Below are 13149 nucleotides of genomic sequence, written 5' to 3'. Positions count from 1 at the left end.
GTGTTCAGTTGGACACGCGCTGGTCGTGCTCGTCGTGCTCGCTGGGGTGCGCCGGATTCGTCGTGGACGCCCCCGGGACTTCGGACGCCTGCTCGCCGGAGGCCACTTGTACGTGGTAACCGTTGGCGGGCGTGTCCGTTTGCTCATTTGTTTCACCGTCTTCGACGGCTTGCTCCGCGGCTATGTCGCCAGACAGCGCGCCGGCGGGCTCGGCGGACACCGGCTCGCTCCCTGGCTCACTGCCTGGCCCGGGCGTCGCCGGCACTTCCGCCTCGGCCTCGGGCGCGGGTGTGAACCCGGCTTCCGCTTGCGCCAAGGCCTCCTTCCTTTCAAACGCATCCACCAAATCGGCGATGCCATCCATGGCGCCGGCCGCAAGACCGTCGTGGGCAACCACGCCGGAAGAGGTCGGTTCACCCTCTCCGGCATCCGCCGCAACCAGCGCGGCAGCGCCGGCCTGATCAGCGCCAGGTTCCGCGAATGCCTCTTCGTCGCTATCCGCCGGCACCTTGCCCAGCGCCTCGAAGTCAATCGGCTCCTGATTCAGCAGCGCGACCTGCGCCTGGGCCTGGATGTCCTCCAGCGGCGGCAATTCATCGAGCGTGCGCAGGCCAAGGTCATCAAGGAAGTTCTTGGTGGTGGCATAAAGCGCAGGCCGCCCGGGCACGTCACGGTGGCCGATCACCTCGATCCAGCTGCGGTCCTCGAGCTTCTTCACGACTTCGGTGCTGACCGCGACACCACGGATTTCCTCGATATCGCCCCGCGTGACCGGTTGCCGGTAGGCAATGATCGCCAGCGTCTCCATCACGGCGCGGGAGTACTTGGGCGGCTTTTCAGGATTCAGCCGATCCAGGTATTCACGCATGACAGGGCGGCTCTGGAAACGCCAGCCACTGGCCAGTGCCACGAGTTCCACGCCGCGTTGCTCCCAGTCGCGGCGCAGCTCTTCGAGCAGCACACGAATGGTGTCGGCACCGACGTCGTCGGCAAACAGCCGGCGCAAGTCATTGACGCGCAAGGGTTCCTGCGCGCAGATCAGCGCGGTCTCGAGGACGATCTTCGCCTCTTGGGTATTCATGTTGATTGCGTGCAGCCTGTCTTTGCACCTGCGCCCCGGTTGATCCCGGGCGCACTGGAGATTGCGGGTTCAGCGGTAGGGATTGCCACCGCCATCTGGCCGCGCAGCCAACCGCATGCTTGATGCATGCCAGCCGTGCGCCTTCTTTTATTGCATCGGGTGCCGGACCTGACCGGCAGGAGATCGCCCGGCCACCGGCATTATCTGCCAGTCGACGGAGCCCTTGCGTCGCGCCTTCCCCCTGATGTGGCGGACCTGTCCGGCGCGGCGTTTATCATCGAACGCGCCGGGTGCAAGAAAATACGGATATCGGGCCTGCTGGCCTATTTCACCCCGCCCTGCCGTAGCTGGTCTTTTGAACCGAATCTTTTGAACCGGACGGCGGATGGGGAACGGTCCCTGGCGCTGATGCCTGCCTGGGTGTTCCTGGCATGCATCCCTGAGCAGCGGATGCTACCTGACGATGCCACGATGAAATACGTGCGCGATATCGCTGTTCTTGCGATTGTATGGCATTCCCTGGCAAACCTGCAACCGATTCGCACAGCTACCTCAGCGAAGAAGTGACAGATACACCACGAAGCAGCGCTTCAGAAGACCAGGCAGAATCCATGCGCGGCAAGCGTCTCAGGCAAAAGCAGCGCGCGCGCCACCCCGGCCAAGCCAAAGGCCACCACCGCAAGCCCAGCGCCAGCCCGCAACGCCGGGCGCCGCGAAAGCTGCCTGAGATAGCCGGACAGGCCCGAGATCACCAGCAGGTTCGGCAGGGTGCCCAGGCCAAACACGGCCATCACCAGCGCGCCCGACGGGGCATTGCCGGCCAGCAACGCCATGGCAAGAGCACCGTACACCATGCCGCACGGGACCAGCCCCCAGGCTAGCCCCATGCCGTAGCGGCGCAGCAACCGGCCCTGCCCATACGCCCGGGCCACAGCCGGCAAGCGCGCCCCGACGGCACCAAGGCCGCGCAGCAAGCCACCCGCGCCCCGGGCGGCGAGCCGCTCCAGCCAACCCGTACCCATGGTGCGCCCGCGCAACATCCACAAGCCCGACAGCACCAGCATTACACTGCCGACCCCGAACAGCCAGCGCTGCAGCGGCAGGTACTGCGTCTTCCAGACGCCGGCGCCAAGGGCGCCCAGCAAGCCTCCCAGCACCGCATACATGCTCAGCCGCCCGGCATGCATGACAAGCAGTTCCAGCAACCAATGGCCGGGACGCCGGAGCACCGTGGCAGGCACGCGCGCAACGCCGCCCTGCTCCGCCGCCAGCGCGATCCCGCCGCACATGGCGGCGCAGTGCACGCCGCCCAGCAAAGCCAAGGTAAATACGCTGATAAGCACGCCTATGGTCAACTTCTCCTCCCAATCACACAATCGCAACGTCTGGCGCGGTAAAATGCGGCGAACGCGCCCCCGCAGCTCCAAGAGGCGCTATCAACATGAGGCCTTGCGCCCGCGCACACCAGCGCGCTCGCACAACATGACGACGGGCACGGCAAGCCGCGCTGCACAGATAGCGCACTGCCGCAAGACCCGCGCGCCAGGCCGATGTGGATAGCGCTTCCAACCGACGACTCTCAACGTCAAGCTCTCAACTCAATGCGCCCGCCACATCGCGCTTGACTGACTGCGCTAAACCGACAGGCCCCAATTGCTCACCACCATTCCCATTACCGAGATGTCGCCCCGCTGCTCCACTTGCTCGCTCGGCCAGCTCTGCCTGCCCGTCGGCATGTCGCAGCAGGACCTCGAAAAGATGGATACGCTGGTCCAGGACCGGGTGCGCGTACGCAAGGGCGAAACCCTGTACCGCCTCGGCGATCCTCTCACCGCCGTCTACGCGATCCGCTTCGGCACGCTCAAGACCCACCTGACAATGGAAGACGGCCGCTCGCAGATCACGGGCTTCCACCTTCCCGGCGAAGTCGTCGGCCTCGACGGCCTTGGCGAGATGCAGCATGCGTCGGACGCCACCGCGCTGGAAGATACCGAAGTCTGCGTGGTACGCTTTGGCGATCTCCAGACGCTGTCCAACGTCCTGCCGTCGCTGCAGCATCAGTTCATGCGCCTGATGAGCAAGGAGATCTCGCAGGACCAGGTCATGTTGATCACGCTCGGATCGATGCGCGCCGAGGAGCGGCTTGCCGCTTTCCTGATCAACCTGTCCGAGCGCTTGTCCGCGCGCGGCTATTCGGCCTCCGAGTTCGTGCTGCGCATGAGCCGCGAGGAAATCGGCAGCTACCTGGGGCTCAAGCTCGAAACCGTCAGCCGCCTGTTCTCGCGCTTTGCGGAAGCCGGCCTGATCCAGATCCGCCAGCGCCACGTCAAGCTGGTCGACATGGTGGGGATCAAGCAGATCGTCAACAAGTCCTGCTGACCTGCACGTCGCGCGCCGCCCTCGCCCGCGGCGGCTCGCCGCGATGCCGCGCCTGCTGGCCTGAACCGGCAAGGCGCGCATCGCAATCACTCCAGCTCGTCCGTGTCCGCCAGCCGCGTGGGCATGGTGTACAGCGTCAAGCCGCTCGACAGCGCGCACAGCACCCACGCGATCAGGAAACCCACGGTGTAGACCGCCTCCCGCGATGCCTCGACCGGCTGGCCGAAGAAGCGCAGGTCGCCGGGATCGACCATGGAGAATACCAGCGCGGTCGTCAGCCCGGCGACCAGGAAAGCGGGCCACAGCACCCACATCAGCCAGCGTAGCCTCATGATCACCTCGCTTGCGCCGCGACCGGCGCTGCCTGGCGTGCCGCGCTGCCCGCCTTCTCAACCACCAGTCCGTGGCGCGCCACCCCTTCCTCAATGGGCGGATCCGGATGGGTCATGGCCAGCCAGATCGTGACCCCGCAGGCCACCATGGCCACGAACGGCCCACTCATCAGCAGCCACGGCCATGGCTCCTTCCACCAGGGATTACTTTGCTGCGTCATCTGGCCTCCTCTAGATCTAGATCGCGTATGTTGCGTACGGATTGGTGCAACCAGCGTCTCTGCCGCCTCATAGATTGCGCGGCACGATAAAGCTGGTGCTCTGTCGAATCTCCGCGCCATGGCTCCCCGCGCCCTCGTCGGGCACCGCGGTCACTGTGACCTCGATCTTGTGCGTGCCCTGCGCCGCGGACTCGATAGGCACGCGCACCCGGATGGGAATCAGGCGATTGGACGTGGGCTCCAGGTTGCCGGCAGCGTGATCATATTCCACGGCCAGGCCCTTGAGCTCATCGCTGCCCGCGCTGACGGCGACGCGCATTGGCGCCTCGGTCGTGTTGATCAGCTGCAGCCGGTACACGTTCTCGATCCAGCGCCCTTCCACTTCCCGCCCCAGCGCGCCGCGGTCGCGGATGATATCGACCTTGAGCGGCGTGCGCATGGCCAGCGAGGCCATGAAGCCGGCTACCAGCGCCAGCCAGATCACCGAGTAGATCACCGTGCGCGGCCGCACCAGGCGCTTGCGCGCCACGGTCTCGGAGAGCGCGCTGCGCATGGCGTTCTCGGACGTATAGCGGATCAGCCCGCGCGGGTAAGCCATCTTGTCCATGACCTGGTTGCAGGCGTCGATACAGGCGCCGCAGCCAATGCAGTCGTATTGCAGGCCATCGCGGATATCGATGCCAGTAGGACAGACCTGCACGCAGATGCTGCAATTCACGCACGAGCCCAGCCCGGCGGCCTTGTGGTCCGCCTTGCGCGAGCGGCTGCCGCGCGGCTCGCCGCGGCCCACGTCATAGGTGACCACATAGGTGTCGCGATCCACCATCACGCTCTGGAAGCGCGCATACGGGCACATGTACTTGCAGACCTGCTCGCGCATGAAGCCGGCGTTGCCCCAGGTGGCAAACGAGTAAAACAGCATCCAGAACGTCTGCCACGGACCCAGCGAGAGGCTCAGCACCTGCGCGCCGAGCGTGCGAATGGGCGAGAAATAGCCGACGAAGGTAAAGCCCGTCCATAGCGCGATCACGATCCAGAGCGTGTGCTTGGTGGCCTTCAGGCGCAGCTTGCGCACGCTCCAAGGATCGCCGTCCAGGCGGATGCGGGCAAAGCGGTCGCCTTCCACATGCCGCTCGATCCACATGAAGATCTCGGTGTACACCGTCTGCGGACAAGCGTAGCCGCAAAACAGCCGCCCCGCGATCGCCGTGAAGAGAAACAGCGACACCGCGGAGATCACCAGCAGCACGGCAAGGTAGATCACGTCCTGGGGCCACAGCACCAGGCCAAAGATATAGAACTTGCGCGCGCCGAGATCGAACAACATGGCCTGGCGGCCATTCCACTGCAGCCAGGGCATGCCATAGAAGAACAGCTGGGTCAGGACCACCATCCAGACCCGCCAGCTCGAGAACGCACCCGACACCGAGCGCGGATAGATCTTGCGGCGGACTTCGTACAGGGTCTCGTCCGACGTTTCCGCGTCCGCCGAATCAGGCGTGGGCGCTCGCAGCGGCGCCCACGCGGCCCCGTTCCTTTCAAGCGGCTCCGGTCCGGGGGCGTTCATGGGCGAACACCCCCGCCGCGGTGCGGGCCCGGCTGACAAGCATAAGCGCAGTGGCTCATTGCTTCGCCCCCTCGCCTGCGCCGCCGGTGTTGGACAGGCCCCAGACATAGGCCGTCAACATGCGGATACGCTCCGGCGTGAGGATTTCCTCGTGCGCCGGCATATGGTTGTTGTGGCCCTTCAGGATGGCGTCGACGATGTTCGCCTCCGAGCTGCCGTACAGCCACACGCGGTCCGACAGGTTAGGCGCGCCAAGCGCCTGGTTGCCCTTGCCGGTGGAGCCATGGCAGGCCGCGCAGGTGGACTTGAACGTGCTCTCGCCGCGCGAGGCGCGGATCGGGTCGTAAGACAGGCCGGACAGCGAGCGCACGTATTGCGCCACGTCGCCAGCGAGCTTGCCGTCGATGGTCGAGGCGAACGACGGCATCACGCCGTTGCGGCCCTTGGTAATGGTCTGCGTGATGGTCTCGGGCTCCCCGCCGTACAGCCAGTCGTTATCGGTCAGGTTGGGAAAGCCGCGGCTGCCGCGCGCATCGGAGCCGTGGCATTGCGCGCAGTAGTTGAGAAACAGGCGTTGCCCGATCTCGCGCGCCGCCGGGTCGGCCGCCACCTGCTTGACGTCCATCTGCATGTACTTGCCATAGACCTCGCGCTGCAGTTGTTCGGCCGCCTGGCGGTGCGCCTCCAGCTCAACCCGGCTGGAGGTCTTGAGCACGCCGGCGTAGGATCCCAGGCCGGGGTACAGCACTAGGTAACCCAGGCCAAAGATGCATGCCAGCAGGAACATCCACATCCACCAGCGTGGCAGCGGGTTGTTCAGCTCGCGCAGGTCGCCGTCCCACACGTGGCCGGTGTCCTCGGGCGCACCCACAATCTTGGTGACCTTGCGCTGGGAAAACAGCAGCCACACGCACCAGACGATGCCGACCAGCGCGATGGCGGCAATGTAGTAGCTCCAGAAATCCGTGAAGAAGTCGCTCATGACTCAGTGTTCCTGCTTGGTGTTGTTTGCGCCGCCGGCATGACGCGCGACGCGGTGGCCGGCATCGGGCCTGGCGTCTTGGCGTGCGGCCAGCGGCTCGTCGGGCAAGGCGAACGGCAGCATGGCCGACTCCTGGTTGGCGGCCTTGCGCCCTGACGACCAGGCCCACCAGCAGATGGCAATGAAGGCAGCCATCGAGACCACGGTGGAAAACGCGGTGATCATTGCCATGGCTTACTCCTTGGCCGGCGTGGCCGCGGGCTGCGCGGCAGCCGCGGTATCGACACGCACATTGCGCTTGGCGATGCCAAGCTCCTGCAGGTAGGCGACCATCGCGTCTTCCTCGGTCTTGCCGGCCAGCGTGGCAGGCGCCTGCTCAATCTCGGCGTCGGTGTACGGCACGCCGAGACGGCGCAGCGCACGCATGCGGTCGCGGACATCGTTGGTCTGCAACGGCGTTTTCTCCAGCCACGGGTAGGACGGCATCACCGATTCGGGCACCACGTCGCGCGGATTGCGCAAGTGGATGCGCTGCCAGTCATCGGAGTAGCGTCCGCCCACGCGCGCCAGGTCGGGACCGGTACGCTTGGAGCCCCACAGGAAGGGATGGTCGTAGACCGATTCGCCCGCCGTGGAGTAGTGGCCATAGCGCTCGACATCGCCTTGCAAGGTGCGCACCTGCTGCGAATGGCAGCCCACGCAGCCCTCGCGGATATAGATATCGCGGCCCATCAGGCGCAGCGCGGAGTACGGCTTGATACCCGCGTCGGGCTCGGTGGTGGAGTGCTGGAAGAACAGCGGCACGATCTGGACGAGCCCGGCGATGCTGACCACCAGGATGGTACAGATGATCAGCCACCCGATATTCTTCTCCAGGGTCTCGTGCGTAAAGAAGCTTCGTTTTTCGGACATCGTTTCTATCCTGGAATGATCAATGGGCGGAGGCGGAAACGCTGGTCGGGATCAGTGCATCCACGGCAGGCTTGCCGATGATGGTCCTGGCCACGTTGTATGCCATCAGCAGCATGCCTGAGAGGAAGCACAAGCCACCCAGCAAGCGGATCAGGTAGAACGGGTACTTGGCCTTGACCGCTTCCACGAAGGCGTAGGTCAGCGTGCCGTCGGGCTGGGTGGCGCGCCACATCAGGCCCTCCATCACACCGGCAATCCACATCGAGGCGATGTACAGCACCACGCCGATGGTAGCGATCCAGAAATGCAGCTCGATCAGGCGCACGCTGTACATCTCCTTCTCGCCAAAGAGCCGCGGGATCAGGTAGTAGAGCGAACCGATCGAGATCATCGCGACCCAGCCCAGCGCGCCGGAGTGCACGTGGCCAATGGTCCAGTCCGTGTAGTGCGACAGCGCGTTGACGGTCTTGATCGACATCATCGAGCCCTCGAAGGTCGCCATGCCGTAGAACGACAGCGCCACCACCAGGAACTTGAGGATGGGATCGGTGCGCAGCTTGTGCCAGGCACCCGACAAGGTCATGATGCCGTTGATCATGCCGCCCCACGAAGGCGCCAGCAGGATCAGCGAGAACACCATGCCGAGCGATTGCGCCCAGTCCGGCAGCGAGGTGAACTGCAGGTGGTGGGGACCAGCCCACATATAGGTGAAGTTGAGCGCCCAGAAGTGAACGATCGACAGGCGGTAGGAATAGATCGGGCGGCCGGCCTGCTTGGGGATGAAGTAATACATCATGCCCAGGAAGCTGGTGGTCAGGAAGAAGCCCACCGCGTTATGGCCGTACCACCACTGCACCATGGCGTCCTGCACGCCGGCATACGCCGAGTAGGACTTCCACATGCCCACCGGCATCTCGGCGTTGTTGACGAGATGCAGGATGGCGATGGTCAGGATGTACGCGCCGAAGAACCAGTTGGCCACGTAGATATGGCGGGTCTTGCGCTTCATGATGGTGCCGAAGAACACGATGGCATAAGCCACCCAGACCAGCGTGATCAGGATGTCGATCGGCCATTCGAGCTCGGCGTATTCCTTCGAGCTGGTGATGCCCAGCGGCAGCGTGATGACCGCGGCCACGATCACCAGTTGCCAGCCCCAGAACGTGAAGGCCGCCAGTGGGCCGCAGAACAGCCGCGCCTGGCAGGTGCGCTGCACGATGTAGTACGAAGTAGCGAACAGCGCGCTGCCGCCGAAGGCGAAGATGACCGCATTGGTGTGCAGCGGGCGCAAGCGTCCGAACGACAGCCATGGCGTGTTGAAATTAAGCTCCGGCCAGATCAACTGTGCCGCGAGCAGAACGCCTACGGCCATACCGACAATCCCCCAGACTACCGTCATGACGGCAAACTGCCGCACAACGCCGTAATTGAAGGTGTCGGCGCGAGAATACGCGGCGGTGACAGCCATTCAGACCCCCAGATTGGATAAACATGAATTGATGTTGTGACTGTAGGAAAAGCGCGCGCAAGCTGTCTTGATCTGTATCAAGCGCACCGGAAAGCATGGGAACTCAGGTGCAACGGCGTCTCACATCCGCACACACGGCAACGCGGCCGCGCACGGGCACGGCCGCATTGCCGTGATCACTCAGGGCTTATCGTTGTCGAGCAGAATGGCCTCGCCGGGCCGGTCGAGGTCGTCGTATTGCCCGGCGTGCAGCGCCCACCAGAGCGCGCCGGCGATCACCGCGACCAGCACCAGACTCATCGGCACCAGCAGGTAGAGCATGTCCATGGCGTCAATCTCCGGGCTTGCCGGCGCGCAGCAGGCGCCAGGCGTTGGCTACCACCAGCAGCGACGACACCGACATGCCGATGCCCGCCATCCAGGCGGTGACATAGCCGGTTGCCGCCAGCGGAATGGCGATCACGTTATAGGCAAAGGCCCAGGCGAGGTTCTGGCGCACCACACTGCGCGCACGGCGGGCCATCTTGAGCGCGTTCGCGATCTCCGCCACGCGGCCATGGGTCAGCACCGCGTCGGCGCCGGCCTGCGCCAGCGGCGCGCCGCTGCCGATGGCGATCGAGACTTGCGCCTGCGCCAGCACCGGCGCGTCGTTGATGCCGTCGCCCACCGCCAGCACCACGGCGCCGCCGCGCTGCAGGCGCGCCACGTACTCGCGCTTGCCTTCGGGCGTGACACCGCCCTCGCGGCGCGGGATCTGGAAATGATCGGCCCACCAGCCGACGGTGGCCGGCGTATCGCCCGAGACGAGATGGCAGGTCACGCCGAGCGCGCGCAACTCGCTGAGCAAGCGCGCGGATTGCTCACGCGCCACATCGGCCAACTCGAACACCGCCAGCGCACCGGCGGCGCTGCCCAGCCATACCAGCGTGGCGCCGCGGCGCTCGCTGCCGGCAAGTTCTGCGTGCCAGCTGGCGGCGCTGCCGTGCTCGCACAGCGCCTCCACGAACTCGCGCCGGCCAAGGCGGTAACGCTGCCCATCCAGATCGGCTTCAAGGCCCTGCCCCGGCACATTACGCATGCCGTCGATGGCGAGCGTCTCGTGCGCAAGGCCTTGGGCTTGCGCGGCGTCGACGATGCCGCGCGCGATCGGGTGCTCGCCGGAGCGTTCCATGGCCGCGGCCAGGCGCAGGCAGGTAGCGGCATCGGCATCGCCGCTGGACTGCGTGCGCACCAGTGCGAAACGCCCCTGCGTGAGCGTGCCGGTCTTGTCGAGCATCACGTCCGTGACGCTGGCCAGGGTCTCCAGCGCGTGGCCGCGCGTGAGCAGCAAGCCGCGGCGCGACAACGCGGCCCCGGCCGCGGCCAGCGCCGCCGGCGTGGCCAGCGAGAGCGCGCACGGGCAACTCACCACCAGCACCGCCACCGTCACAAGCAACGCGCGCGCGGGATCGATCCAGGCCCACCAGACGGCGCCGGTGACGGCCGCCAGCACCAGCAAGATGGCGACGAACCAGCCCGCCACGCGGTCGGCCACGGTGGCAAGGCGCGGCTTCTCGGCCAGCGCGCGGTCCAGCACGGCGACGATCTCCGCCAGCCGGGTGCCCGCCCCTACCTTGGCCACGCGCAACTCAAGCGGGCTCGCGGTGTTGAAGCAACCTGCCAGCACGGGATCCCCGATGCTGCGCGGCACCGGCCGGCTCTCGCCGGTCAGCATGGATTCATCGAGCTCGCTTGCGCCGGCGATCACCGTGGCATCGGCGGGTACCACCTCGCCCGCCTTGACGCGGATCAGGTCGCCAGCGCGCAGGCGTGCCACCGGCACCCGCTCGCCCGCGCCGCCCTCGGCACGCAGGCGCTCGCAGGTGGCGGGCAACTGCCGCGCCAGCATCTCGGCACCACTGCGCGATGCCTGGCGCACGCGCAACTCCAGGTAGCGCGCCAGCAGCAAGAACGCGACAAACATGGTGACGGAATCGAAGTACACCTCGCCGGTGCCGCGTAGCGTCGCCACGGTGCTGGCGATAAAGCCCGCCCCCACGCCCAGCGCCACCGGCACATCCATGCCCAGGTGGCGCTGCCGCAGCCCACGCCACGCCCCAGCGAAGATCGGCGAGGCCGAGTACAGCACCACAGGCAAGGTCAGCACCAGGCTGGCCCAGCGCATCAGCTGCAACTGGCCCGGATCGATGGTGGCTTCATGGGTATAGATGGGCCATGCGTACATCATCACCTGCATCATGCCGAGCATGGCCACCGCCATGCGCATCAGCAGGCCACGGCGCGCATGACGGTCCTGCCGGTCCGAGCGCGAAACCTCGAACGGCCACGCCAGGTAGCCGATCCCCGCCAGCGCAGCGAGCAAGGCGGAGACCGGCTGCTCGGCCGCGCGCCAGCGCACCACCACGCGGCGCGTGGCCACGTTGGCGATCACCGATTCCACACCGGGCAGGCTGCCCAGGTGCTGCTCGATCAGCCAGGCGCAGGCGGCGCAGCGGATATTCTCCGGCGCCAGCGTGATCTCGGCCCGACGTTCGTCCAGCGGGCGCACGAACTGGGCCCGTAACTCCTCGGTGTCGTAGGCGGCCCAGACAGGCTCGGCCTCGCGCCGCGCCGCGTCGTCGATCGGCCGGGCAAAGCGGGCCTGGTCGCCATAGAGATGGCCGAACCCGGCTGCGTGCAGTGTCTGCGCCAGGGCCTGGCAGCCACCGCAGCAAAACGCCTGTTCTTCGCCGTCGATGCTGGCATGCAAGGGCGGCTCGCCGGCCACGAGCGGCTGTCCGCAGTGGAAGCAGCCCGCACGCCCGGCGGCCGCAGGCACGCCGCTTGCGCGTGCAGGCGGCGGATTGGGCAGGGACCGGGCGGAATAGGCTGGGGCTGGGGAAGTCGGCATCGGGACTCTTTTTTACCATCTGCATGGTAAGAGTCCCGGTGGCAAGCCGCCTTGATACAGATCAAGCGGGTGGCCAGACGGCGCACGGCGCGCCGCCTGCGCAGGGCATCAGGTCAGAGAGGTGTCGACCGTACGGCGCGGCGCTTCCAGGTATTCGCGCGACTGCATCTCGATGATGCGCGACACCGTGCGGCTGAACTCGTTGGCCATCTGGCCTTCGGTGTAGAGTTCATCCGCCGGCACTTCCGCCGAGATCAGCAGCTTGACCTTGTGGTCGTAGAACACGTCGATCAGCCAGGTGAAACGGCGTGCCTCCGACGACATGCGCGGCGTCATCCTGGGCACGTCGGAGAGGATCACCGTGTGGAACTCGGTGGCGAGCTCCAGGTAGTCGTTCTGCGAGCGCGGGCCACCGCACAGCGTATTGAAATCGAACCAGACCACCCCGCCCGCCTTGCGCAGCGCGCGCAGTTCGCGGTGCTCGATATGCAGGATGGGGGATTCGTCGGCCACGCCGGCAATACCGGTAAAGGCATGGCGCAGGGCCGAGCTGGCCTCGGGTCCCAGCGGCGTGTGATACGCCTCCACCTGCTCCAGCGCGCGCTTGCGGTAGTCGATGCCGGCATCGACATTGAGCACGTCGAGCTTGTGCTGCAGCAGCGCGATGGCCGGCAGCACGCGATCCCGGTGCAAGCCGTCCGGGTACAGCAGGTCCGGCCGGTAGTTCGACGTCATCACGAACTGCACGCCATTCTCGAACATCTGCTGCAGCAGGCGGTGCAGGATCATCGCATCGGCCACGTCGCTGACATGGAACTCATCAAAGCAGATCAGGCGGAACCGCCGCGCGATGCGCTTGGCCAGTTCGTCCAGCGGATCCGGGCGCCCGCGCAGCTCTTCGAGCTGGCGATGCACCTCGCGCATGAATTCGTGGAAATGCAGCCGAGTCTTGCGCACCACCGGTACGCAGGTATAGAAGCTGTCCATCAGGAAGGACTTGCCGCGGCCGACCCCGCCCCACAGGTACACGCCCTTGGGCACGTCCGGGTGCACCAGCAGCTTTTTCAGCGTGCTGTTGCGCCGGCTCTTGTAGGCCACCCACTCGTCATAGCATTGCTGCAGGCGCTCGACGGCGCGCAACTGCGCGGGGTCGGTGGTGTAGCCACGTTGCTTCAGTTCCTGCTCGTAGTACTCACGGACGTTCATGCTGACTGCTTGCGCTGGATGCCGGGAGGCGCCGGCTTGAATGAGGATCGAGGCGCGTGACAGGGCCATCTGCCCCTGCCGCCCCGAAAGCGAAAACGGCGCGCCGCTGGA

Annotated in this window: 13 protein-coding genes and 1 pseudogene; 2 read left to right on the top strand and 12 right to left on the bottom strand. The window is 66.0% G+C overall.

What is annotated here, in order from left to right:
* Positions 1-4 precede the first annotated feature (4 nt).
* Positions 5-1081 carry an SMC-Scp complex subunit ScpB gene (scpB, locus tag AC1RQC_RS20810; protein WP_492809179.1) on the bottom strand — a complete coding sequence of 359 codons (1077 nt, stop codon included), beginning with the start codon at positions 1079-1081 and terminating at the stop codon, positions 5-7.
* Positions 1082-1207: 126 nt separating this feature from the next.
* Between scpB and AC1RQC_RS20805 the strand changes: the two genes are divergently transcribed.
* Complete coding sequence (locus AC1RQC_RS20805; RefSeq protein ID WP_492809178.1) at positions 1208-1648, top strand: hypothetical protein; 441 nt, start codon at positions 1208-1210, stop codon at positions 1646-1648.
* Between the two features lie 23 nt (positions 1649-1671).
* Here AC1RQC_RS20805 and AC1RQC_RS20800 read toward each other — a convergent pair whose 3' ends face one another.
* Positions 1672-2436: a sulfite exporter TauE/SafE family protein gene (locus AC1RQC_RS20800; protein ID WP_492809177.1), complete on the bottom strand. Its 765-nt coding sequence runs from the start codon at positions 2434-2436 to the stop codon at positions 1672-1674.
* Between the two features lie 298 nt (positions 2437-2734).
* Between AC1RQC_RS20800 and fnr the strand changes: the two genes are divergently transcribed.
* On the top strand, positions 2735-3460 hold the full coding sequence (fnr, locus tag AC1RQC_RS20795; RefSeq protein WP_150990999.1) for a fumarate/nitrate reduction transcriptional regulator Fnr: 726 nt from the start codon (positions 2735-2737) through the stop codon (positions 3458-3460).
* Between the two features lie 86 nt (positions 3461-3546).
* On the opposite strand, the gene AC1RQC_RS20790 is transcribed toward fnr, so the two are convergent.
* The 10 genes and pseudogenes from AC1RQC_RS20790 to zapE all read right to left on the bottom strand — a co-directional run bounded on the left by AC1RQC_RS20790 (position 3547) and on the right by zapE (position 13038).
* Entirely contained in the window at positions 3547-3792 is a 246-nt protein-coding gene (locus AC1RQC_RS20790) for a hypothetical protein (RefSeq protein ID WP_253927466.1), read from the bottom strand.
* Positions 3793-3794: 2 nt separating this feature from the next.
* Positions 3795-4013: a membrane protein gene (locus AC1RQC_RS20785; protein ID WP_043347331.1), complete on the bottom strand. Its 219-nt coding sequence runs from the start codon at positions 4011-4013 to the stop codon at positions 3795-3797.
* Positions 4014-4080: 67 nt separating this feature from the next.
* Complete coding sequence (gene ccoG / locus AC1RQC_RS20780; protein ID WP_492372405.1) at positions 4081-5580, bottom strand: cytochrome c oxidase accessory protein CcoG; 1500 nt, start codon at positions 5578-5580, stop codon at positions 4081-4083.
* A 55-nt stretch (positions 5581-5635) separates the two neighbouring features.
* Entirely contained in the window at positions 5636-6562 is a 927-nt protein-coding gene (ccoP, locus tag AC1RQC_RS20775; RefSeq protein WP_492372406.1) for a cytochrome-c oxidase, cbb3-type subunit III, read from the bottom strand.
* A gap of 96 nt (positions 6563-6658) precedes the next feature.
* Positions 6659-6793 (bottom strand): annotated as a pseudogene (locus AC1RQC_RS20770) (cbb3-type cytochrome oxidase subunit 3); the annotation flags it as partial.
* Between the two features lie 3 nt (positions 6794-6796).
* Positions 6797-7474: a cytochrome-c oxidase, cbb3-type subunit II gene (ccoO, locus tag AC1RQC_RS20765; protein ID WP_150990991.1), complete on the bottom strand. Its 678-nt coding sequence runs from the start codon at positions 7472-7474 to the stop codon at positions 6797-6799.
* A 19-nt stretch (positions 7475-7493) separates the two neighbouring features.
* Positions 7494-8942: a cytochrome-c oxidase, cbb3-type subunit I gene (gene ccoN / locus AC1RQC_RS20760; protein ID WP_043347346.1), complete on the bottom strand. Its 1449-nt coding sequence runs from the start codon at positions 8940-8942 to the stop codon at positions 7494-7496.
* 180 nt (positions 8943-9122) lie between these two features.
* Positions 9123-9269, bottom strand: coding sequence for a cbb3-type cytochrome oxidase assembly protein CcoS (gene ccoS, locus AC1RQC_RS20755; protein ID WP_006162067.1), 147 nt, complete (start codon positions 9267-9269; stop codon positions 9123-9125).
* A 4-nt stretch (positions 9270-9273) separates the two neighbouring features.
* The gene (locus tag AC1RQC_RS20750) at positions 9274-11832 is read right to left on the bottom strand and encodes a heavy metal translocating P-type ATPase (RefSeq protein WP_492372407.1); all 2559 of its coding nucleotides are present in this window, start codon (positions 11830-11832) and stop codon (positions 9274-9276) included.
* A gap of 108 nt (positions 11833-11940) precedes the next feature.
* On the bottom strand, positions 11941-13038 hold the full coding sequence (gene zapE / locus AC1RQC_RS20745) for a cell division protein ZapE (RefSeq protein ID WP_043347352.1): 1098 nt from the start codon (positions 13036-13038) through the stop codon (positions 11941-11943).
* Positions 13039-13149 lie beyond the last annotated feature (111 nt).

The organism is Cupriavidus sp. GW822-FHT03E04, assembly GCF_058801495.1.
Note: the sequence above shows the minus strand (reverse complement) of the source record. Positions and strands in the feature narration are given on the sequence as shown.